Source organism: Hymenobacter sp. DG25B (genome assembly GCF_000801315.1).
In the GTDB taxonomy this organism is placed as follows: domain Bacteria; phylum Bacteroidota; class Bacteroidia; order Cytophagales; family Hymenobacteraceae; genus Hymenobacter.
In genome coordinates this window covers 1,810,250-1,832,104 of sequence record NZ_CP010054.1, presented here as the reverse complement: position 1 = coordinate 1,832,104, position 21,855 = coordinate 1,810,250, and the positions used below count along the sequence as shown (strand labels likewise).

The 21,855-nt window shown below is 58.6% G+C and carries 18 protein-coding genes; 8 read left to right on the top strand and 10 right to left on the bottom strand.

The window, feature by feature from the left end; genetic code table 11:
- Nucleotides 1-124: 124 nt before the first annotated feature.
- The 5 genes from PK28_RS07820 to PK28_RS07800 all read right to left on the bottom strand — a co-directional run bounded on the left by PK28_RS07820 (nucleotide 125) and on the right by PK28_RS07800 (nucleotide 5,135).
- Complete coding sequence (locus PK28_RS07820) at nucleotides 125-1,366, bottom strand: PP2C family protein-serine/threonine phosphatase (protein WP_044513103.1); 1,242 nt, start codon at nucleotides 1,364-1,366, stop codon at nucleotides 125-127.
- Nucleotides 1,359-2,534 carry an ABC transporter permease gene (locus PK28_RS07815; protein ID WP_044513101.1) on the bottom strand — a complete coding sequence of 392 codons (1,176 nt, stop codon included), beginning with the start codon at nucleotides 2,532-2,534 and terminating at the stop codon, nucleotides 1,359-1,361. Before PK28_RS07815 ends, PK28_RS07820 begins: the two co-directional genes overlap by 8 nt.
- A 2-nt stretch (nucleotides 2,535-2,536) precedes the next feature.
- Nucleotides 2,537-2,794 (bottom strand): helix-turn-helix domain-containing protein, encoded by a 258-nt coding sequence (locus tag PK28_RS07810; protein WP_044513099.1) that lies wholly within the window; start codon nucleotides 2,792-2,794, stop codon nucleotides 2,537-2,539.
- A 122-nt stretch (nucleotides 2,795-2,916) separates the two neighbouring features.
- Nucleotides 2,917-4,101 (bottom strand): glycosyltransferase, encoded by a 1,185-nt coding sequence (locus tag PK28_RS07805; protein WP_156126302.1) that lies wholly within the window; start codon nucleotides 4,099-4,101, stop codon nucleotides 2,917-2,919.
- Nucleotides 4,098-5,135, bottom strand: coding sequence for a lysylphosphatidylglycerol synthase transmembrane domain-containing protein (locus PK28_RS07800; protein ID WP_044516568.1), 1,038 nt, complete (start codon nucleotides 5,133-5,135; stop codon nucleotides 4,098-4,100). Before PK28_RS07800 ends, PK28_RS07805 begins: the two co-directional genes overlap by 4 nt.
- Before the next feature lie 90 nt (nucleotides 5,136-5,225).
- On the opposite strand from PK28_RS07800, the gene ruvC reads away from it, so the two are divergent.
- A complete protein-coding gene (gene ruvC / locus PK28_RS07795) occupies nucleotides 5,226-5,861 on the top strand; it encodes a crossover junction endodeoxyribonuclease RuvC (RefSeq protein WP_044513097.1) in 636 nt (211 codons plus the stop codon).
- 503 nt (nucleotides 5,862-6,364) lie between these two features.
- Here ruvC and PK28_RS07790 read toward each other — a convergent pair.
- Nucleotides 6,365-7,171: a PhzF family phenazine biosynthesis protein gene (locus PK28_RS07790; RefSeq protein ID WP_044513094.1), complete on the bottom strand. Its 807-nt coding sequence runs from the start codon at nucleotides 7,169-7,171 to the stop codon at nucleotides 6,365-6,367.
- Between the two features lie 189 nt (nucleotides 7,172-7,360).
- On the opposite strand from PK28_RS07790, the gene PK28_RS07785 reads away from it, so the two are divergent.
- From PK28_RS07785 to PK28_RS07775, 3 genes are read left to right on the top strand one after another with little or no spacing between them, the layout of a single operon-like run.
- Nucleotides 7,361-7,915 carry an RNA polymerase sigma factor gene (locus PK28_RS07785; protein ID WP_044513092.1) on the top strand — a complete coding sequence of 185 codons (555 nt, stop codon included), beginning with the start codon at nucleotides 7,361-7,363 and terminating at the stop codon, nucleotides 7,913-7,915.
- Entirely contained in the window at nucleotides 7,908-9,500 is a 1,593-nt protein-coding gene (locus PK28_RS20405; protein ID WP_156126301.1) for a porin family protein, read from the top strand. The genes PK28_RS07785 and PK28_RS20405 overlap by 8 nt, the downstream gene beginning before the upstream one ends.
- Before the next feature lie 39 nt (nucleotides 9,501-9,539).
- Nucleotides 9,540-10,502, top strand: a complete 963-nt coding sequence (locus tag PK28_RS07775; protein ID WP_044513087.1) for a hypothetical protein — start codon at nucleotides 9,540-9,542, stop codon at nucleotides 10,500-10,502.
- Nucleotides 10,503-10,575: 73 nt separating this feature from the next.
- Here PK28_RS07775 and PK28_RS07770 read toward each other — a convergent pair whose 3' ends face one another.
- From PK28_RS07770 to PK28_RS07755, 4 genes are all read right to left on the bottom strand, one after another.
- Complete coding sequence (locus PK28_RS07770; RefSeq protein ID WP_231576239.1) at nucleotides 10,576-11,355, bottom strand: carbonic anhydrase; 780 nt, start codon at nucleotides 11,353-11,355, stop codon at nucleotides 10,576-10,578.
- A gap of 56 nt (nucleotides 11,356-11,411) precedes the next feature.
- Nucleotides 11,412-13,016, bottom strand: a complete 1,605-nt coding sequence (locus tag PK28_RS07765) for a SulP family inorganic anion transporter (RefSeq protein WP_044513085.1) — start codon at nucleotides 13,014-13,016, stop codon at nucleotides 11,412-11,414.
- Nucleotides 13,017-13,137: 121 nt separating this feature from the next.
- Complete coding sequence (locus PK28_RS07760; RefSeq protein WP_044513082.1) at nucleotides 13,138-14,538, bottom strand: HAMP domain-containing sensor histidine kinase; 1,401 nt, start codon at nucleotides 14,536-14,538, stop codon at nucleotides 13,138-13,140.
- Nucleotides 14,539-14,748: 210 nt separating this feature from the next.
- Nucleotides 14,749-15,426: a response regulator gene (locus tag PK28_RS07755; protein ID WP_044513080.1), complete on the bottom strand. Its 678-nt coding sequence runs from the start codon at nucleotides 15,424-15,426 to the stop codon at nucleotides 14,749-14,751.
- Nucleotides 15,427-15,708: 282 nt separating this feature from the next.
- Here PK28_RS07755 and PK28_RS07750 point away from each other — a divergent pair, with 282 nt between their 5' ends.
- The 4 genes from PK28_RS07750 to PK28_RS07735 are packed head-to-tail and all read left to right on the top strand — an operon-like array spanning nucleotide 15,709 to nucleotide 21,845.
- A complete protein-coding gene (locus PK28_RS07750) occupies nucleotides 15,709-16,494 on the top strand; it encodes a polysaccharide biosynthesis/export family protein (protein WP_044513077.1) in 786 nt (261 codons plus the stop codon).
- A 47-nt stretch (nucleotides 16,495-16,541) separates the two neighbouring features.
- Entirely contained in the window at nucleotides 16,542-18,929 is a 2,388-nt protein-coding gene (locus PK28_RS07745; protein WP_071885128.1) for an exopolysaccharide transport family protein, read from the top strand.
- Between the two features lie 46 nt (nucleotides 18,930-18,975).
- On the top strand, nucleotides 18,976-20,547 hold the full coding sequence (locus PK28_RS07740; protein ID WP_044513073.1) for a lipopolysaccharide biosynthesis protein: 1,572 nt from the start codon (nucleotides 18,976-18,978) through the stop codon (nucleotides 20,545-20,547).
- 53 nt (nucleotides 20,548-20,600) lie between these two features.
- Nucleotides 20,601-21,845 carry a glycosyltransferase family 4 protein gene (locus tag PK28_RS07735; protein WP_044513070.1) on the top strand — a complete coding sequence of 415 codons (1,245 nt, stop codon included), beginning with the start codon at nucleotides 20,601-20,603 and terminating at the stop codon, nucleotides 21,843-21,845.
- The last annotated feature ends 10 nt before the right edge of the window (nucleotides 21,846-21,855 follow it).

Genomic DNA, 21,855 nt, shown 5'->3' with positions numbered 1-21,855 from the left:
AAAAAGTTGCTGCTTACATAAGCCATTAACTGGCTTAAAACAGTAAAATCCCCATCCACCAGAAGTAGATTCTGATGGGTGGGGATTTTACTTGTTGCCGCTCTTTCAGCAGGTTTTGAAAAGCTTACTTAAAACGGCAGCTGAGGATGGTAATATCATCAGCAAACTGATTGCCTTTCACGTTGAAGCCGCGAATCTCATCCAGTACCTCCGTGTGCAGCGTGCGCAGGGGCAGGTAGCGGGAGCGGCGCAGGAAATCCAGCACGCCTTCTTCGCCATACTCGTCGCCGGCTTTGTTGAATACTTCCGTCAGACCATCGGTGTAAGTGAGCAGCAGGGCTTTGGGGCGAATAGTGATGCGCGACACTTTCAGGAAGGGCAGCTCGTCCATAATACCCAGCATGGTAGCCCCATCAGCCAAGTACTCCACCGTGTCGTCGTCCTGCAGCAGAATAGGCGAGTTGTGGCCGGCATTCACGTATTGCAGCTCTCGCGTGGTGCGGTTATAAATGCCAAAAAACGCTGTGATAAACTTCTCTGACACGGCATTGCAGTAAATCAGATTATTCAGCTCGGCTACCACCGTGGCCAGCTCCACGCCCTGGCGCAGCAGCGTGCGCAGCCCGGCCTGGAAGTTCGACATCAACAGCGAAGCCGGCACGCCCTTCCCGGATACATCGGCCACGCAGAACAGAAACCGGTCCTTGTCAATGGTCACTACATCATAATAATCGCCCCCAATGGCGGTGTGGGGCACGTAGCTGGCATGCACGGCCACCTGAGCATCGTTGGGGAGGTTGCGCGGAAAGAGCATGGTTTGCACTTCCTGGGCAATTTCAATTTCCTTGCGCATGGCGGCGGCCGCTACCCGCTGCCGGGCCAGGCGGCGGTTCTCAATGGCGCCCAGCAAAATGTTGCTCAGCGTTTCCAGAAACTTGGTGGCTTCGCCATCGGCGTAGTCCTCGTGCACATTCCCGATGAGGATGTACGCCAGCACCTCGCCGTTCTGCAATACCGGAATCAGGGTTTCCAGCAGCTGCCACTCCGGGCCCAAGTGGGCGGCGGCTACCGGGCAGGGCTGCAGCTGGGTTTGCTCCTGCACCAGGGCGGGCACGGGCAGCTTTTTAAAATCGGGCATGCCCGCCCCGAAGGAAAGCATGCACTGCCACTCCCCTTCTTCCTGCACATACAGCACCAGGCGGCGCACATTCAGCTGGCCCAGCAGCGTGAACTGAAATATTTTGTACAGCGCACCTTCCGGCGAGTCCTGGTTAATGGACTGCGTGATTTCCAGTAAGGCGTTCAGTTCCCGCTCCTTCAGGAAGAAGCGTTTCTCAAGCGTAATTAGGCGGGCTGATTCAGGCATGGGAAAGCGGGGTTTTCGGATCGTAGGCGTCGCGCAGGCCGTTGCCGAGCAGGTTAAAGCTAAGCACCAGCAGGCTAATAGCCAGCCCGGGCAGCAAAGTCAGCCACAGGCCGGCCTGCGTGCCCAGCAGCTGAAAGCCTTCATTCACCATCAGGCCCCAGGAAGGCGCCGGTGGCTGCACGCCCAGCCCCAGAAAGCTGAGGCCGGCTTCCAGCAGAATAGCTGCCGCAAAGTTACTGGTTGCAATTACAATCAGAGGGCCGGTCATATTGGGGAGCAGGTGGCGCGCAATCAGGCGGCTTTGTGGCAAGCCTAGTACGCGCCCGGCCTCTACAAAGGTTGTGGTGCGCAAACTCAGCATCTGACCCCGCACTACGCGGGCCACATCCACCCACATGGTAAGCCCCACCGCCACAAACGACGTCCAGACGCCTTTGCTGTCCAGGGCCAGGGAAATGGCAATAACCAGCATAATGCCCGGAATGCTCCACACCACCGTCATCAGCCCCAGCAGCAAACTATCTACCCAGCCGCCTACGTAGCCGGCCACGGCCCCAATCAGCATGCCCAAAGCCAGGGAAATAAGCACGGCCACCAGCCCAATGCCCAGGGAAATGCGTGTGCCCAGCAGCAGGCGGCTCAGCTCGTCGCGGCCGGCTTTGTCGGTGCCCAGCCAGTAGGTACGGTGCACTATATGGGTTGATTCCACCTCGAGGCGCAGCTCGGCAGCCGGGCCGGCATGCCCGGTAATCTGCGCCAGCGAATACCGCCGCGACTTATCGGCCAGGGCGGAATGGTTGCGGTAGGGTTCGGTTATGATTGAATCGCCCACAATACGGTAGCTGCCAATGGGCTGCTCGGCGTAGCGCGGTGCGCGGCCCTGCCACCAGGTCAGGAATAGGTTATCGGCTGAAATAGTATCCCGGGGCGCGGGCAGGCGCAGAATGGTAGCCTGGAAGCCGGGTGGCTCTTTTTGCAGCTGCACAATGCTGTTGTTGGCCGAGGGCGAATTATCGGGCAGCACCCAATAGCCCAGCACCGCTATAAGCGTGCACAGGGCAATAAAGCCCAGCCCGAACATGGCGGGCTTGTTACCGAGCAGGCGCTGGCGCACATAGTAGCCGGGCGGCCGCGCCGTAGTAGGTGCAGGAGCAGTTAGTACGGCCACCGTTAGCGGGTATTGTGCTGCAGCAGGCCTTCTTTGGAGGCCAGATAAAAGGCATCGCGGCCAATGGCCCCGAAGGAAGTAGGCTCATAGGCCAGCTCGGTATCGGGGTCGGGCCAGTAGCTGCGCACCAGGCCTTTTTCCAGCAGGCTGCGCAGGTGCTGTTCCAGCTCGGCCGTAGAAAGGCTGGTTTTCTGGAGCAGGTCGCGGAAGGAAGTAACGAAGTACAGCTCGTCGAGGATATCGAATTCGGCGTCGGTCAAGGCAGCAGGGGCTGAAGTGAAGTAAGCAAATGTAACGCAGGAAGGCGAGTTGTCAGTTGTCAGTTGCCAGTTACCGGTTGCAAGAAGTTCGTTATGCTTACTGACAACTGGCAACCGGCAACTCATTTCACCTGCCGGCCTTTCCACTGATACTGCCCGCGCCGCGCACCCAGCGCCACGGCCAGCGCATACGGCGCATAAAGCAGCTGCAGCGGCAGCACCCACCACAGTAACTCCCCGCGGCCTAATAGCCGCAGCACGGGCCGCAGGAAGACCATATCAGCCCCCAGCTTCAGGAGCCAGCCGCCTGCCACCCAGGGCCATAGCACTGGCCATACCAGCAGTGAAACCAGACCCAGGAAAAGCGCCACGTTGGCCAGCAAAACCACCACGGCCAGGCGTTGGGGTGCAGTAGTCTGATAATGCGGCCACTTACTGGCCCAGCGCACCCGCTGCCGGAGCAAGGCCGGAATGGTGCCCTGCGCGGCGGTGCTGACGGTGGCTTTGGCTTCTTTCAAGAACTGAATACCGCCGGGGTTGCGCTGCTGTATTTTATGCAGCAGAAACTCATCGTCGCCGCTGGCCAGGTGGTGGTTGCCGGCAAAGCCGCCCACTGCCTGGAAAGTGCTGCGCCGATACCCCAGATTGGCACCATTGCACATGGTGGAGGCTTGTTGCGCGATGCAGGCAGCCCCCACTCCTACCAGCCCGGCCATTTCCAGGGCCTGCAGTTGCGCCAGCCAGCCGGCACCCGTTAGCCGTACCGGGCCGCTTACAAAGTGCGTGGCGGGGTTGGCGGCCGCCAGCGCGTGCAGCCTTAGCCAGTCGGCGGGCACACGGCAGTCGGCATCAGTGCACACCACCCACGGTGCCCGGGCTACGGCCAGGGCCGCTTCCAGCGCTGCTTTTTTTCCGGTGCCCTGCCCCGGCGCCTCAGCTAAAGCCAACAGGCGCAGGCAGAAGGGCAACTTCTTCGCCCACTGTTGCACCAGCGCGGCAGTGGCATCAGTGGAATGATCATCGACTATAATTACCTCAAACTGCGCGACCGGCAGCGTTTGCTCCTGCAAATCCTGGAGTAAACCCGGCAGGTTTTCGGCCTCATTCCGGGCGGCAATCAGCACAGAAAGCTTGGGCAGCTCTCTTGCTAAAATTGAATGATCAGCCTGATTTTTCTGAGCCTGATCAGACAATCCAGGCAACGCCGGAAGCTGCTGCCAGGCTTGCCGGAAGCGCAGCATGGCCACCGCATACAGCACGGGCGGTATGAGTAGCGTCAGGCCCCAACTAAACGGCAGCCAGCTCACGAGGCGGTATCTTTATGTGCCTTTTTCCGAAACACCTTCACCCGCAGCACAAACAGCAGCCCGGCCGCGCTGGGCAAGGCAATATTAATCACCCACAAGCTCAGGCTGGCACTTAGCACCGGCAGCACCGGCTGACCCAGCAGGCCAAACAAATGCGTGGCCGACAGCTCCCGCACGCCCACATCGGCCAGCGCATTGAGCGACGGCACTAGGGACTTCAGCAGCAAAGTACCCGCAATAGCCGACAGCCCCGGCCCTACATCCGGCCGCGCACCATAAGCCCACAGCAGCAGCATAAACTGCCCGCAGAAAACCAGATACCGCAACCCCGACACCGCCAAAACGGAGTGCAGCAAATTAGCCGGATACGTAGGCATCACGGCCAGATACCGCCGGAAGCGCCGCAATGGGCGCACCAGCGTGAGGGCCGCCAGCAGCAAGCGGCTGCGGTAGAGCGGCACCAGTAGGGCTACGTTGATAGCCACGGCCGCACCTATTACCCCCAGCTTAGTAGCCGGGTAGCCGGTTAAATAAAAGGTGAGCAGGAAATAAAGTAGTCCGGCCGTGCCCGCCAGCATGGTAGCCACCATTTGGCAGTAGCGCCCGAGAAAAACCGCGCCCAGCGCATCCAGACGGCGGCTTTTGAGCTCAATGATGCGGCCGGCGTAGTCGCCCACGCGGTTGGGGGTGACGAAGCCCAGCGTGAGGCCTACCAGCACGGCCCGGAAACTGCGGCGGAAGGAAACCGGCTCCAGATGCCGGGCCAGGCGCCACCATTTCCAGGCCTCCAGGCCCCAGTTTACGGGCACCAGGGCCAGCGCGGCCAGCACCGGCCCGCGGCCAGCACCGGTTAGTGTGGAGCGGAGCAGCTGCCGCCAGGCTGCGGCCGTAGCTTCATCAGCAAACACCGAGTGGTACAGCAGCCCCAGCGTGAGCAGCGTAATAAGTAATTTGCCGCCCACCACCCATACGCGCCGACGACGCGCAGATTCTTCCGGCTTTCGTGCGTAGTTTTGTAGTGGTTCGGGGGGCAAAATGGTGGCGAATTTGGCGTACTCAGCTGGCAAGTTATCCAGCCCTACGCAATAAAGCGCCCGTCCGTCGTGCTTCTTCCCCGGTCTGCTATGATTTTGCCTCTCGCCTCTACTGAATTACTGCCTAAAATTATCATGGGCGTGGACCCCGGCACTCAGATTATGGGCTACGCCGTGATTGAGGTGCGTGGCCAGCACGTAACGGTGCTGCGCTACGATGTCATTGATATGAAGAAGCTGGGCACCAACCACGCCCTCAAGCTCAAGCGCATCTACGAGCGGATGACGGAGCTGATTGAGGAGTTTCTGCCCGATGAGCTGGCCATTGAAGCGCCGTTTTTTGGCGTCAACGTGCAGAGCATGCTCAAGCTGGGCCGGGCGCAGGGCGTGGCCATTGCCGCCTGCCTTTCCCGCCAGATTCCCTATGTGGAGTATGCGCCCACTAAAGTCAAGCAGTCGGTAACCGGCTCCGGCAACGCTACCAAGGAGCAGGTAGCGCACATGCTGCGCCAAACGCTGAAGCTGCCGCCCATCGAGGAAGCCCCCAAGTTTCTGGATGCGACCGATGCCCTGGCCGTGGCGCTCTGTCACCACTACCAAAAAGGCAACAACGTGAAAGCCGGCGGCAAAAGCTGGGGCAAGTTTCTGGCCGATAATCCCGGGAAGCTGGCTGCGCCAGTGGCGGGCAAGAAGGCCGTGGCGAGCAGGAAAAAGCCGGCGGCGTAAAAGTTTGTAAGTACTTTATCAGCTGGTATATCTGTGTAATTATCTATAGGATATCAATGAAAGTATTTACCAAATACCCCATATAGTAGAGGCCATAACCCCGAAAAAAAAATCAGCATAAAAGAAAATAATCTATCCGAAGTACTCAAGTGCGGATTGTGTTTTGCAAGTCCTAACCCAACAACATCTTTGGCACCTCTCGCAAGTAAATAGAACGTCCTTCCCTGAATTCGCAAGGATATACAATCAAATAATTCGTAAAGGACGCCAGCAATAAGAGAGGCTGAAAACAGTCCATAGATTGGGTGATGCAGCTTTATTTCAGGTTTGAATATAATAAGGTATAGCACTGGCAATAAAGACAACCCAATTAATATGTGGCGCATTCTTCTCCTGAAACCAAACGTCCTCGAATAGATAATACAAACCGCCAGTGTAATTGGGAGAAGGATTGTTATTAGAAGCTTCCAATTAATCATTATTGATAGTAGCATATAGTATCCTTACTCCCCTACCTCAATTTCTCCCTTCAGATACGTCAGAGCCTGGCCGCTGATCAGCACCCGGTCGCCGTGTAGCTCGCACCACAGGTCACCGCCGCGGGCGGAAACCTGGCGGGCGTGCAGGGTGGTTTTGCCGAGCTTTTCGGCCCAGTAAGGAATGAGTTGGGTGTGAGCTGAGCCGGTAACGGGGTCCTCATCAACGCCTACGCGCGGCCCAAAAAAACGCGACACAAAATCGACGCTGCCGGTGCCGGGGGCGGTGGCTACTATGCCGCGGTATTCTACCTTACTTAGGTGCTGAAAATGGGGCTTGAGGGCGCGCACTTCAGCTTCGGTGGAGAACACGGCTATCAGGTCGGCATTGGGGCTGGCCAGAATATTCAGGGGCGTGGCGCGCAGGCCGTCAATCAGGCCATCGGGGTGCACGGGCAGCGGGTGGGGCGGGTTGCTGGGAAAGTTGAGCGTGAGGCGGTTGTGCTGGCCACGCGTTACGTGCAGGGCTCCGCTTTTGCTGTGGAAGATGATTTCCTCGCCCTTAAAGTTGAGGTGGTGCAGCAGCACGTGCGCCGAGGCCAGCGTGGCATGCCCGCAAAGAGCCACTTCCACGGTGGGCGTAAACCAACGAATATCGAACTCATTCTCCTGCGCCCGGGACACGAAGAAGGCCGTTTCAGCCAGGTTGTTTTCGGCGGCAATGGCCTGCATCAGGGCCTCGGGCAGCCACTCGGTGAGGGGGCACACGGCGGCCGGGTTGCCGGTGAAAATTTTATCAGCAAAGGCGTCGATTTGATACAGTGGAAGAAGCATAGCTTGCGGGATGTTTGTGCTGGCGAAGTAGCCGATAGTTCGGCAGAAAACAAATTATATCAGGGTGCCCGGCAGAAGTTACCGGCGCTTTAAAATATATTTTTTGGCTACGCAACCGGATTCCAATACCTCTGGTCATGGGTGTAGAATGCTAGCGTACGACATTTCTATTAGTTCTATTACCTGCCTATGGCTGAATCAATTAATGCGCTGGTAGAAGGTTGCCGAAAAAACCAGCCAGCGGCGCAACGGGCGTTATATGAGCGCCTGGGTTATCAGCTAATGGGCGTCTGTATGCGTTACTGCTCGTCCCGGGCCGAGGCGGAGGACGCTCTGCAGGTAACGTTCGTCAAGATTTTCACCCGCCTGGAGCAATATCGTGGGCAGGGTCCCTTTGAAGCCTGGGCCCGCCGCATTGCTGTCAATACAGCCATCAACAGCTATCAGCAAAACCGGCAAGCGCACGTGCCGCTGGATGCCGAGGAAGTAAACGAGCTGGCCCATCCAGACGGAACTCCCTTTGATCAGCTTTCGGCAGAAGACCTGGTACGCATGATGCATCTGCTACCCCTCGGTTACCGCACGGTGCTTAACCTGTATGCTATTGAAGGCTATAGCCACGCAGAAATCAGTGAGTTACTGGGCATTTCGGAAGGTACCAGCAAGTCCCAATTGTCGCGAGCCCGCCGCCTGCTAGAGGAACGGCTGCTTGTTTCAACCTCCTCTTCTAACTACAATGACTGAGCACGAATCGGAACAATTTTATAACGACCTGCGCCAAAAGCTGGAAGGCTATGGCAGTGCCGTTCCGGAGTCCGTCTGGTCCGGAATTCAGGAAAAGATGCCTGCTGCTCCCCGCAAGCGGCGACTTTGGCCTTTGCTGCTCCTCTTATTACTGTGCAGCAACTACATCATTTATCTGGCCCTGGGGCCGGCTGCCCCGCTGCGGCAGCACCTGCCCTGGCAGGATACAGCAGAAGGTAAAGGCGCCGTAGCGCAAAACGCCTCCCGCTCCGGGGTAGCCCCAGGAGCACCCGCTGAAGGCGGAAAGGCCGCACTGGGTTCGGTAGCAGCTTCTCAGGCTGCAGGCCAAGCAGCAGGGCATCCCGGCAGTGGCTCAGCAAGTGCCGCTTTAGAGGGTGCACCCACTAGCGCATCCATCAGTAGCTCTGGCGGAGCAGCACGGCCCGCCCTTTTGCCTGTGCCTGAGCGGCGCACAAAAGACCGGCCCGCAGAGGAGAATATTTCAGCAGAAGGCGCTCAAAAGACATCATCACGCACCCGTACCCGCCGCTCCAAAATATTCCCGGGCGCGTTGGCGGCTATAGTAGGCAATCGGAAAGGTGTAAACCGAGGCGCCAACCGCTTTACGGATAACGGCGCAGGTGCTAATCCTTCATCGGCCCTAACGGCGGCAAGCAAACCTCGCCGCCCGGCTTCCCTGCGCCGCCCAGGCAGCCGGTTGGCAGGTGCTAATACTGAATCTTTGGGGGAGCAATTTGCTGCCAACGGGCAGGCCGCCTCTGCTTCGGAAACCCGTCGTCGGGACCGGGCAGGCAAGCCCGAAAAGCTGACGTATGAGCCCCTGGCGATGCGCCGGGTGCTGCCCCCCGAGCTGGAGGCCGAGGAGCCGGAGGTAAACAAGAAGCGCCGCCCACGCACCAAACGCAAGCGCGCCAACCAGATTCTTCAGCATATGGGAATTGAGTTGGTAGCAGGTAGCGGCGTTTCTTACCGTAAGATGGGCGGCATTACTACCCAGCTGCAAAACCTGGAGCGCCCTGGCACCAGCTATGGCGGCCACCTGGGCCTGACGTATGCCCTGAACAAGCGCCTCACGGTAATGGCCGGGGCCGGCTATGCTGAGTATGCCACTGCCCTGAATTACCAGCTGCAGAAAACATCGCAGGATATAACCAAGCAGATTTCCTTCCGGGATGTGCACCGATACATCACCCTTCCGGTGCAGACCCAATACCAGTTTATTGGCAACCACCGCTGGAACATTGGTACCATGGTAGGGGGCGCAGTAAACCTGCGCACCAGTTCCCGCACTACGGAAGGAGACGCCTGCTTCTGCGAGCAGAAAGAATGGACGCCGGGTGTAGCCTCGCCGTACCGCTCCACCAACCTGCTGCTCAAGGCCGGGGCCTATGCCAGTTACCAGATGGCCTTAGGCCAGTGGATCAGTGTGCGTCCGCAGGGTCAGTATTTCCTCAATTCCATTACCGATCCGGCCCAGGCACAGGCCAAACGCCACCCCTGGAACCTGGGCGTGGAAGTGGGTCTGATGTGGGAGCTTTCCCCCGCCCCTACCAAAAGTAAATAGTTGTTCATCTATCCCTTATCCTTTTCAAGATACTCTGCCATGCCGCGCTCTTTCACTTGGCTAGCCGCCATTCACATACTACTCTTCGCCTTAACCGCCTGCGAGCTTTCGCCGGACGTAGTGATTTGCAACGACGGTAAGCCGCCGGTAATTAAAACACCCACCACTATTAAGGAAGTAGCTACCACCTTAGGGGCCCCGGTGCAGCTCTATACTTACAACCCCGCCCAGGAAAACACCTTCAACAGTGCGCAAGGAACGGCAGTAGTGATACCTGCGCATGCCTTTGTGGATGAGAACGGCAAACCCGTGACCACCCCAGTGCATGTGCAGCTCCGGGAGGTATTTGATAAGGCAACTATGGTGCTGACGGCTATGCCTACCATCAGTGACGGCCGTGCGCTGGAGTCAGCGGGTGAGTTTTATCTGGCTCCTGAGGAAAAGGTAAAATGGGCTGATGGCATTTCGGTTACGCTCAGTTCCCAGATTCCGCCTTCGGTTACTTCCATGGAAGGTATGCAGCTTTTTGCCGCACAACCCATCTCTGACTTTAGCTTCGACTGTTTTCACTGGTCTCCCCAAATTGATACCACCTTCAAAAGCTTCGGTCAGACGGCTTCCGCAAAAATTCCCAGTGCATTGCTCAATGCCGGTTACGAATGGATCAACTTCGACCGGTTTCTGCCGGATGAGCCCAAGGACACCATTATCGTCACCATTCCCGGTGAGAATATCGATTTGAAGACGAATACCATGGCTTATGTGCTGTTCCAGGACAATAACACAGCTTTCAAATTCTGTGAATCGGCCGGAATCGGCAAGCTAAAAAGCCCAGGCATTCCGTTGGGCACGGCGGTAAGCACCGTGGTTATCAGAACCCTGAATGGCAAAGTGTATTATGGGCGCACCAATACGATTGTAGACGGCAAAAAGTACCTCGCGCCCAATATCCTGGAAATAACCCCAGAGGCTTTGGTGGACTCCCTAAAGCTGCTCAAGTAAACACTGCAGCCAAGTAAAAGGCCCGCTTCCGGAAATCCGGAAGTGGGCCTTTTACTTGGAATGGTCAGGCGAGCTACAAAACTTTATGCAGCGTGGCCTCCTGTTCAGCCTTCGCCTTGCCGTTTTTGGCGGCCAGTTGCTCCGCGCCTTTTTCGGCCGCGGGGGCATGCTTGGCTACTTCCTGCGCCTGGCTGCTCTGCTTTTCTTCCTGCACCTGATCTGCTGATTTGGTACCGTAAATATGGTCCAGGTCTTTGATCATGTCATCATCTACCTGCAGGTCTTTCAGCAGGCCTTCGCGGATGTCGTACACCAAGCCATGCAGGCGAGGCGGGTTGCCACCTTTCAGGGCATTCTGGATGATGTTGGTCTTGGCCAGGTTACGCACCTGCTCAATTACGTTGAGCTCTACCAGGCGGCGCAGACGCTCGTCCTCGTCCTTGATGCGCAGGAACTCGGTTTCGTGCACCCGGATTACGTCGCGGATGTTGGTGAGCCAGTTATCGATGAGGCCGTATTGCTTGTCGGCAGCGGCCGCAGCTACACCGCCGCAGCCATAGTGGCCCACTACCATAATATCCTGCACGCCCAGCACCTCTACGGCATACTGCAGCACGGAAAGCAGGTTGAAATCGGTGTGCACCACCATGTTGGCAATGTTGCGGTGCACGAACATCTCGCCCGGGCCGGTGCCGGTGATGGCCGAGGCCGGCACCCGCGAATCGGAGCAGCCGATGAACAGGAAGCGGGGCTGCTGACCGGTGGCCAGTTTTTCAAAGTACTGGGGGTCGGAGCTGCGCTTCTCCTCCACCCATTTGCGGTTGTTCTCCAGAATTGGCTCGATACCTTTCATGATGCAATAATAGTAGTCGGAATGTGTGGATGAAATCCCGGAACGGGGGAAATGTTTTAGTGGCCCACCGTATTTACCTGCGGAATCTGACGCAGCTCCAGGTCGATGTGCCGCTCCAGGGCATTTACGCGGAAGTTCTCAATGGCTTCCAGCACGTCGTAGTCAATTACCTCTGAGTCAGACCCATCAATAACAACCCGGGAACCAGGCTTGAAGCGGTCCAGCAGCTGCACAATACTGGCCTTGTTTAAAAAGGAGACGTGCTCACTCAGCTTTAGGTGAAACGTGCCCGGCTCGCGGGAAGGCTCGTGGTGGAAAAAGTACGCCGACTGATAGTTGGCTTTCAGAATGAAGAACACGGCCACCACCAGCCCGATGCTGATGCCCTTCAGCAAATCACTGAACAGAATGGCCAGAATGGTGATGATGAACGGCAGAAACTGCTCCCAGCCCAGCTTCCACTGCATGCGGTAGAGGGCGGGCTTGGTAAGCTTGAAGCCCACCAGCAGCAGCACGGCTGCCAGCGCCGACAAAGGAATCAGATTAAGCACCGGGGCCAGGAAGAGCACGCTCAGCAACAGGAAAAAGCCGTGGATAAACGCCGACATTTTGGTTTGGCCGCCGGCATTAATGTTGGCAGAGCTGCGCACGATAACCGCCGTCATGGGCAGGCCACCCAGCAGGGCCGCCACCATATTGCCCACGCCCTGCGCTTTCAACTCGCGGTTTTGGGGCGTATGGCGCTTGTGGGGGTCCAGCTTATCCACGGCCTCTACGCTCAGCAGGGTTTCCAGGGAGGCCACCATGGCAATGGTGAAAGCCACGCCGTAGGTAGCCGGGCGCAGGAAGGCGCTCCAGTCGGGGAAGGTGAGCAGGCCACCCAGGTCGCTGAGGGAGGATACCACGGGCAGCTTTACCATGTGCTCCGGCTGCACCTGCAGCGTGGGCGCAATGGAGCCCAGCAGCAGATTGAGGCCAATAGAGCCGGCCACCACCAGCAGCGCGGCCGGCACCATTTTCACCAGCTTAATGCGCTGCAGGGCCTTGCTTTCCCAGGCCAGCAGCACCAGCATCGACAAGCTACCAATCAGGATGGCGCCCGGACTCAGGGCCTGCAGGGCGGCCCCAATGGCGGAAAACGTGTTCTGCCCGTTTAGCTGGAAGAAGGTGTTATCCTCGAAATAGTCAGTATCGGCGCCCAGGAAGTGCGGTATCTGCTTCAGAATCAGAATAAGACCAATGGCGGCCAGCATGCCCCGGATAACCGAGGAAGGAAAGTACATGCCTATAATGCCCGCCTTCACAAAACCCAGTATCAGCTGCAGTATACCGGCTACCACGGTGGCCGCCAGCAGGGCCTCAAACGAGCCCAGGGTTTGAATGGCCGTGAGCACAATGACGGTGAGGCCGGCGGCCGGGCCGCTCACGCTCAGCTGCGAGCCGCTCAGCCAGGACACCAGCACCCCTCCTACTATACCGGTAATGATACCGGCCAGCAGCGGGGCGCCGGAGGCCAGCGAGATACCCAGGCACAGGGGCAGGGCCACCAGAAAAACCACCAGCCCGGATGGCGCATCGCTGGCCAGGGTGCTGAAGTAGTTGCCCGGTTGCGGGCTAACCGGGGTAGTTTTTACTTCTATTTTTTCAGCCGTCTGACTCATAGCTTCTACTCTGGAGAACAAGGGAAACGGGCCCGATGACCCGAATATGAACACAAGAGTAGGGCCGCGTAGTTAAGGCCGGGTTAAAAGGGAATTAAATTACGATTAAAACGCCCCAGGCTCACGAAAAAGGCAATATCAGCCATACCTGCGTGCCCCGCCCCAGCTGGCTTTCCACCTGAATGCGGCCGCCATGCAGCTCCATAATTTTGGAGGTGAGCGGCAGGCCGATGCCGTGGCCGGGCACATTGCGCACGGCCTCGGCCCGGAAGAAAGGCACAAACACCTGCTGGCGGTCTGTCTCGCTCATGCCCAGGCCCTGGTCGCGCACTTCCAGGCTAACCCGGCCGGGCGGAGCCGTGAGCGAGGCTACAATGGGCTGGTTTTGGCGAATAGAGAATTTGCAGGCGTTTTCCAGCACGTTCAGCACGGCCACCAGCAGCAGGGCCTCATTGCCCAACACGGTGAAGGGCCCGGTGCGGCCATCCGGCTGTGATTCGCCAAACTCCAGGTCGATGCGGCAGGTGGGGTGGCGGCGCTGCATCTCCTCATGGGCCAGCAGCAGCAGCTCATCAAAGCGCACCTGGGTGCGGGAAATCTGGGAGGGGTCGTCGGAGGCCCGGGCTATTTGCAGCAGGCCGTTGGTAAGGTCTTTCAGCAGGCGGGCGGCATCCAGGGTGCTGCGCAGCACGCGGCGGTACTCCTGAGGGGTGCGCTCCTGCTGGAGAAGAGCCACTTCCAGCTCGCCAATAATAGCGGTGAGCGGGGTGCGCAGCTCATGGGAAGCATCGCGCACGAAGGTGCGCTGGCCGGCAAAAGCCGTTTCCAGGCGGTCGAGGAGGCGGTTGAAGCGCTGGGCCAGGTGTGATACTTCATCCTGCCCATCGGCCATGGATAGGCGCTGGTGCAGATCGGAAGCGGTAATACTATCTACTTCCCGCACAATGCGCTGCATGGGGCGCAGGGCCTGCCCGGCAAAAAACCACCCGCCAATACCCACTGCTACCAAAGAAACCAGCAGCCCGCTCAGCAGAATCACCCGCAGGGTTTCCAGCTCGTGGCGGCTATCGGCATCCAGGGAGGAGGCCAGCACCACAAACGTGCGCTGCTGGCGGGCATCGTGGTAGCGCAGCCCTACGGTTTGGCGGTAATGCCCTTCGCGGCGCACCACGCGGCCCTGGGCCAGCACCTGCGCCAGGAGCGCCGCCGTTACGGGCTGGTACGGGCCGGCGCCTTCCTTAAACACCACGCGCGCGCCATCATACACGCGCACCTGTTCCTCGGGCAGGGTGCGGTAGAACTGCCGCAGGTAGCGGCGGTACGAGCCCCGGCTGGCTTCATCGGCCCGGTTGGCACCATCGGCATACACGTGGCCTACCACCAGGGCCCGGTCAAAGAGGTTATCGGTGAAAGCCTCGCGCCGGGCCCGGAACGTAAAAAAGTAAATCACCACGGAGAACAGCAGCAGCGTAATGGCCAGAATAACGCCAAACTGCAGCGCCAGTCGAGTACGGATGGTCATGAGCTGGTTTTGGTTTCGGGTGGTTTTTTTTGTGGTCAGTTGTCAGGTTAAATATATTATCATCCTGAGCCGGCGAAGGACCTTTTTACGTTAGAACGAGTCGTTGTTGCGCGAGGCGGGCAGTCGGGTGAAGGTCCTTCGCCGGCTCAGGATGACAGTTCATTCTATCAATAGAAAAGCCTCTACTATCAATCAGCAACTGACAACTCATCAATCCTCTTTCAAAACATAGCCCATGCCTACCAGGGTGTGAATGAGCTTGGGGGTGAAGTCCTTATCTATCTTCTTGCGCAGAAAGTTGATGTAGACATCAATGACGTTGGAGCCGGTATCGAAGGAGGTTTCCCAGACCTGCTCCAGAATATCCACGCGCGAAACCACGCGGCCCTGGTTGCGCAGCAGGAAATGCAGCAGGGCAAACTCCCGGGCCGTGAGCTGAATCAGGTGCCCGGCCCGGGTCACCATTTTGCGGGTGGGGTCCAGGGTTAAGTCGGCCAGGCGCAGCACCGCCTCGGCGGCCGGCCCCTCGTGGCCCCGCCGCGTGAGGGCCCGGATGCGCGCCAGCAGCTCCTGAAAGGCAAAGGGCTTTACCAGGTAATCATCGGCGCCGGCATCCAGGCCCCGGATTTTATCATCCGTCTCGCCCAGGGCCGTGAGCATGAGAATGGGCACGCGGGTATTCTCGGCCCGGATGCGCCGGCATACATCCAGCCCGTTCAGGCCGGGCAGCATCTGGTCCAGAATAATCAGGTCGTACTGCCCCTCGGAGGCCTGGTGCAGGCCCTGCAGCCCGTCCATAGCCACATCTACGGTATGGGTTTGCTCACTGAGGCCTTTATACAGGAAGGCCGCCACTTTGGGCTCGTCTTCTACCAGCAGAATCTTCATACAACAAGGTTAGGGCGCCCAAAATACGGGGTTTAGGCGCAGCGCAGGCTTTGCCGATTGGGCTACCGCACCCAGCAGGCCTCCACCGGATAATATTGCCCGTATTCAATACAATTTTTTGTAAGAATAATTTAAATACATCTTGACTTTATGAATCAAATCCTATAGGTTTAAAGAATTATTCTATCATTGGTTTTTTATCAACTTCCTACAAACTAGTCTTCTCCTCCATTTTTCCGGAGTGCCTGTCCTGATCTTTCTCACTTGTCCACCACCGTCGTCATGCGCTGTTTCTCACCTTCCATCCGGTATTTTGTGTTGTTGATGAGTGTGATTTTCTCCAGTTGTGTAAGCCAGAAGGAGCTTCCTTACCTGCAGGACACGCAGTACTCCACCGCTACCCCGGTCACCACCAATAATACCCCGCCCACTTATAAAGTGCAGGCCAACGACATTATGTCGATTCAGGTGCAGAGCACGCAGCCAGTGCTCAGCTCCATCTTTAATCCCACCAACGTCAATGCTTTTCTCAGCGCCGACCCCGGCAATATGTATCTGACGGGCTATTCCGTGAATGACCAGGGCTTTATTAACCTGCCCACCATTGGCCCGCTGAAAGTGCAGGGCCTTACCGTAACCGAAGTGCAAAGCCTGGTACAGAAGGAGGTGAGCCGCTATGTGAAGGATGCCAACGTGCTGGTTAAAATCTCCAGCTTCAAGGTTACCATTCTGGGCGACGTGCGAAACCCCGGGCGGTACTACATCTATAACGGGCAGGCCACGGTGCTGGAAGCCCTGGGCCTGGCCGGCGACCTGAACCGCCTGGCCAACCGCAAAAACGTGAAGCTCATCCGGCAGACGCCCGCCGGCTCGGAAGTGGTGCTGCTGAACCTCACCGACCCCAACCTGCTCAAGTCGCGGTACTACTACATGCTTCCCAACGATGCCCTGTACGTGGAGCCGCTGAAGGTGCAGAATGAGCGCGCCAACCTGGCCAATCTGGGCCTGGTTTTCTCGGGCATCACCACCTTAGCTCTTCTGCTTAACTATCTGAATGTAAACCTTTGATATAAGGCAAACTCTGATTTTACCCCACTTCTTTAGCTCTATTGCCCATGGACCCACAAGCAGCTTCCGACGGAATTGACCTCCATCAGCTATTATTTCGGATACGCACCCGGTGGCCCCTGGTAGCGGGGTGTTTGCTGGTGGCTTTTCTGGGCGCCTTCCTGTATCTGCAGGTTAAAACCCCGATATATGACTTTAAGGCCACCATGATGCTGGGCTCGCAGACCAGCGGCTCCAAGCAGGCACAGGAGCTGCTGAAGCTCCTGGAAATCAAGGACAAGAGCGTAAAGATGGAGGATGAGATAGGCATGGTTACCTCCGTAGCTATGGTACAGCAGACCATGAAGCGCCTGCCCCATTTCACTACCTCCTACTATGTGGTGCCCAACACGTGGGTAAATGCGGCCTTCCCCCTGAAAAAGCGCCAGCAGTCCATGGAGGAGTCACCCTTCCGGGTAACGCCTACCCCCAATGCGCCCCAGCTGACCAATGTTCCTATTCTAATTGATAAGCTGCCGGATGGCCGCCTGCATGTACGCGCTGATGCCGATAAGGGCGAGCTGAAGAATCTGCAGACCGGGGCTGTGGTTCGCCGCCTGACCAATATCCATATCAACGAAACAATACACCCGGGCACGGAGCTGAAGCACCCGCTGCTCTCGCTCCGCATTGATTCCAACGAAGGGGTACCCGCCGAAGCTAATGCCCAGTATCTGATAACCCTGAATGATGTGATGAGCCTGGTAGGGCAGCATCTGGGACGCCTGAAGGCCCGCGCCACCGACCACGACTCGCATATTATTGAGCTGATGACCTCTGGACCGGTACCAAAACAGGAAGAGCAGTTTCTGGATACTCTGATGAGCGTGATGCTGGCCAACGAGGTAGAAGACAAAAACCGGGTAGGCCAGCGCACGCTGGATTTCCTGGACGGGGAAATTGCCAAGATGGCCGCCTCGCGGCAGCAGGCCTCCCAGGACCTCAGCGCCTTCCGCTCTTCCCGCGGCGTGGTGAACGTGGATGCGCAATCATCCAACCGCGTCTCGCAGCTCACCAATCTGCAGCTGGAACGCTCCCGCGTAGCCACCCAGCGCAAGTATTATCAGAACATGCTTAGCTACCTGCGCAGCAACCGCAGCCTCAACCAGGTGGTGTCGCCGGCCAGCATGGGTATTTCTGATCCGGTACTAAACAATATGGTGCTGCAGCTGGCGGACCTTAGCTCGCAGAAAGCCGCCCTGGGCGTGAATGCCAGCGCCGATAACCCCATGGTAACGGTGCTGGATGAGCGCATGAAAACGACCCGCGAAGCCCTCAACCAGACCCTTTCTAACTTACTGCGCACCAGTGATATTGGCCTCAACGACCTGGACAACCAGGTAAGCCAGGTACGCGGCGACCTGAACCGCCTGCCCGAGGATGAGCGGCGCCTGGCCATGCTGCAAAGCAAGTCTGACTTCAACGATAAGAACTACAACTTCCTGCTGGAGAAGCGCACGGAGGCCGCCATTGCCCTGGCTACCAACTCTACGGACAAGAAAATTGTAGACCATGCCGTGATGCAGGGCTCGGGGCCTTCCTCGCCCAAACCTATGTTTGTGGGGCTCATTGCCCTGCTTTCCGGTCTGATAGTGCCCATTGGCATTCTGCTGATAACGCAGAAAGTAAACCGGCGCATTCAGAGCAAGGAGGACCTGGCCCGCGTAACGGATATTCCGCTGCTGGGCGTGGTGGCGCACGCCTCCAAGGCCGATAAGCAACAGATGGTGCATGAGCCCAAAGGGCTGGTGGCCGAGTCTTTCCGCTCTATTCGGGTTAACCTGCAGTACCTCTCGGGGGGGCTGGAGAAAAAACTGATTGGCGTTACTTCCTCGGTGCCCGGCGAGGGCAAGAGCTTCTGCGCCGTAAACCTGGCCGCCGAGCTGGCCCACTCCGGCCGCCGCGTGATATTGGTAGAAACCGACCTGCGCCAGCCCACCATGGCCACCTATTTCGCCGTGCCGCCCTCCGATAAGGGCCTGGCCACTTACCTCAGCGGCCTGACCACCTTTGAGGACAGCGTGCGGCCTTCCGGCGTGGAGCGCCTGGATGTGATGACCTGCGGCATTATCCCGCCCAATGCGACCGAGCTGCTGGAAACCCCGCGCATGGCTGAGCTGCTGGAACGCCTGCGCGCCGAGTACGACTACATTGTACTGGACACCCCGCCGGTAGGCTACGTGGCCGAGTATTTTGTGCTGATGCGCTTCCTGGACGCCAACATTTACGTGGTACGCCAGAACTACACCGACCTCTCCCTGCTCAGCCAGATCAACGACCTGCACCTGGAGAAGAAGATCAAAAACGTGTTCCTGATTATCAACGACGTGCACTTTGCCAAAACCTACGAGTACCGGCACCGCACCAAAGCCTACAGCTACGGGTATTCGCACTAAGTAAGCCCCGCCCCCAGATATCACTCCCCGCTTCTTTCCCTGCCCTATGTCCAGCCAGCTCACTACCACGCCACCACCGGCCCCTGCGGCCCCCGGCAGCCTGACGGGAGCCGCCATACAGGGCATGAAGTGGACCACGATGGCCACGCTGGCTACCTCCGTGCTGCAAGTGGGCTACACCGCCGTAATGGCTCGCCTGCTTACCCCCGCCGATTTTGGTGTGGTGGCACTGGCCGCTATTTTCATGCGGTTTGGCGGCTACTTTGCCCAAATGGGGATGGAGCAGGCCCTCATTCAGAAAGCCACCCTGACCCCCGCCGATGTACGGGCCGCCTTTACCTCGGCGGTGGGCCTGGGTTTGTTTTTTGCCGGGTTGCTGTGGCTACTGGCGCCTTTGGGCGGGCGGGCTTTCTCGCAGCCCGGCGTAGTGCCTATTATCCATGCACTTTCGGTGGGGCTGGTGCTGATGGGCATTTATGCCACCTCCGTGAGTTTGCTGCGCCGCCAGATGCGCTTTCGGACGCTGGCCCTTATAGAAGTCAGCACGTTTGTGCTGAGCTACGGGGGCGTGGGTATTACCATGGCGTGGCTGGGCTACGGCGCCTGGAGCCTGGTAGGTACGCAGCTAAGCCAGAGCCTGCTGCTGTTGATTTTGGGCTACGCCGTTACCCGGCATTCTGTTAAGCCCCTGTTTAGCTGGCAGGTATACCGGCCGCTGGTGCAGTACGGCGGCTGGTCGTCGGTGGCCAGTTTTTGCGAGTACATGACCGGCGAGCTGGATAAAATGGCCATCAGCCGCCTGTGGGGCGGGGCGGCCCTGGGTCTCTACAGCCGCGCCGCCATGCTCATTGCCCTGCCGGCCTATACCCTCACCGCCAGTGTCACGCGGGTGGCCCTGCCCTCCTTCAGCCAGGTGCAGCACGACCGGCCCCGCCTGCGCGGCGCCTACCTGCGCAGCCTCAGCCTCACGGGCGTGCTCATCATGCCCATCTGCCTGGGCGCCGCCGTGGCTGCCCCTGAGCTGGTGCGCGTGATGCTGGGCCCGCAGTGGATGGACGCCGTGCCCATTTTCCGGGTGATTTGCCTGCTCTACAGCCTGAGCACTATGAATATGTTTGCCGTGACGGTGTGTGATGCCACGGCCCACCTGGTTCGCAAGCTGGTGCTCACCCTTACGCACGCTGCTGCCATGCTGGCGCTGTTTGTGCTGCTGCGTGGTTTTGGGCTGGTGGGCATAGCGCTGGCTGTGCTGCTGGGCGAGGCACTGCGCACGGTCTTTTATCTGATTTTGATGCGCCGGGTGCTAACGGTGGAGCTCACCACCCTGATGCGCGCCTACGTACCGGCTTTGCTCCTGAGTGCCGGCGTAGCCGCTTCCATAGCCCTGGTGGCCAGTGGGCTGCGCGCGGCCATGGCGCCGCTGCCTCTGGTTTTTGCCGCCGAGCTGCTCACGGGGGCTATCAGCCTGCCCACTCTTATTCTGCTGTTGCCGCTACCGGCGCTGCAGGCGGAGGTGGCCTATCTGCTGGGCCACCTGAACACCCGCGCGGTGCCGGTGCTGGGCCCGGTTCTGGTCTGGCTGCATCGGCAGCTGGCTCCCTCCTCGCTGCCGGCTTAGCGTCGGTGGGCATATCATTCCCTTAGCTACTCTGTGGTTTCATTTTTAAGCTTATGTCCGGGTTTGCTACTTCTTATTCTCCGCCCATTGCCGCTTCCCAGCCCAGCCGGGCAGCCGGGCCGGCCAGGGCGGTGGCTCGTCCCCGGCAGAAAGTGCTCTGGATGGCGCAGTTTCCTTACCCTGGTGCGGGCATGGGGCATCCGGCCCCGTGGGTAGCGGCCCTGGCCGCCGCCCTGCAAAAACAGCCGGAAATAGAGCTTACCATTCTCGACTGGCACCCCGGCCTGAGCAAGCCCATTGATGAGTTTGACAAAGATGGGATGCACTTTATTTACCTGCGGGCTCCCTCCTTCCGGCAGGATTTACTTACGCTGTATACCCAGCGGGTACATGTGGCGCGCCAATACCTGCGCCGGCATCATCAGGCGTATGATGTGCTGCACCTGCATGGCTCCGAATGGCAGCTGCCGGCGGTAGTGCCCGGGCTGGAGCGGCCCGTGGTGCTCTCGGTGCAGGGCGTGATAACCGAGTACCTGCGCTACCTGCCCCAAACCTGGTCCCGGCTGGGCCTTTCCTGGAAGATTGGCGAGTTCTATGAGCGCCGCTATCTGCCCACGGTGCACGAGTTCATCTGCCGCACAGCCTGGGATAAAGCTCTTATGGCAAAGCTGAGTCCCGGCGCCCGTATCCATCATAACTGGGAGATGATGCGCCCGGAGTTTTATGAACCCGAACCAGAGCCGGCAACTGAAGTACGTCCGCAGGTGCTGTTTACGGGCGGCAACCAGCGCATGAAAGGCTTTACGGAAGTAGTGGCCGCCTATGCGCTTATCCGGCAGCAAAGTCCGCTGAAGCTGGTGATGGCCGGCCGGGTAACGCTGGAAGAGGTAAATCAGGAGGCCCGCAAGTTAGGCATAGCGCCTTTCACGGCCGCTGAGGTGGAGTGCGTGGGCTTCTGCAATGCGGCACAGCTGGCGGCCCTCATGCGCCAGTCCTTTTGCCTGCTCCACCCTTCTTACATCGATAACAGCCCCAATACGGTTTGCGAAGCCCAACTGCTGGGGCTGCCGGTGGTAGCCACCCACGTGGGCGGCGTGCCCGACCTGATAGAGCCCGACAAAACCGGCTTGCTCAGCGACTTGGCCCCGCGCAGCCTGGCGGCCCAGGTGCTGCGGCTGTATCACAGCCCGGAGCTGGCCCATATGCTGCGGCAGGAAAGCCGCCTGGTGGCTGCCCACCGGCACGACAGAGAAACCATTGTACGGCGTACGATAGACATTTATCACACCATTAGCTGACCTCCCGCGC

Excerpts from the sequence above, each read along its gene's own strand:
- PK28_RS07820 (WP_044513103.1), bottom strand. The coding sequence starts at position 1,366 with ATGCCTGAATCAGCCCGCCTAATTACGCTTGAGAAACGCTTCTTCCTG.
- PK28_RS07760 (WP_044513082.1), bottom strand. The coding sequence starts at position 14,538 with ATGACCATCCGTACTCGACTGGCGCTGCAGTTTGGCGTTATTCTGGCC.
- PK28_RS07775 (WP_044513087.1), top strand. The coding sequence starts at position 9,540 with ATGCCGCGCTCTTTCACTTGGCTAGCCGCCATTCACATACTACTCTTC.
- PK28_RS07785 (WP_044513092.1), top strand. The coding sequence starts at position 7,361 with ATGGCTGAATCAATTAATGCGCTGGTAGAAGGTTGCCGAAAAAACCAG.
- PK28_RS07740 (WP_044513073.1), top strand. The coding sequence starts at position 18,976 with ATGTCCAGCCAGCTCACTACCACGCCACCACCGGCCCCTGCGGCCCCC.
- PK28_RS07770 (WP_231576239.1), bottom strand. The coding sequence starts at position 11,355 with ATGAAAGGTATCGAGCCAATTCTGGAGAACAACCGCAAATGGGTGGAG.
- PK28_RS07755 (WP_044513080.1), bottom strand. The coding sequence starts at position 15,426 with ATGAAGATTCTGCTGGTAGAAGACGAGCCCAAAGTGGCGGCCTTCCTG.
- PK28_RS20405 (WP_156126301.1), top strand. The coding sequence starts at position 7,908 with ATGACTGAGCACGAATCGGAACAATTTTATAACGACCTGCGCCAAAAG.
- PK28_RS07735 (WP_044513070.1), top strand. The coding sequence starts at position 20,601 with ATGTCCGGGTTTGCTACTTCTTATTCTCCGCCCATTGCCGCTTCCCAG.
- PK28_RS07745 (WP_071885128.1), top strand. The coding sequence starts at position 16,542 with ATGGACCCACAAGCAGCTTCCGACGGAATTGACCTCCATCAGCTATTA.
- ruvC (WP_044513097.1), top strand. The coding sequence starts at position 5,226 with ATGATTTTGCCTCTCGCCTCTACTGAATTACTGCCTAAAATTATCATG.
- PK28_RS07790 (WP_044513094.1), bottom strand. The coding sequence starts at position 7,171 with ATGCTTCTTCCACTGTATCAAATCGACGCCTTTGCTGATAAAATTTTC.
- PK28_RS07765 (WP_044513085.1), bottom strand. The coding sequence starts at position 13,016 with ATGAGTCAGACGGCTGAAAAAATAGAAGTAAAAACTACCCCGGTTAGC.
- PK28_RS07750 (WP_044513077.1), top strand. The coding sequence starts at position 15,709 with ATGCGCTGTTTCTCACCTTCCATCCGGTATTTTGTGTTGTTGATGAGT.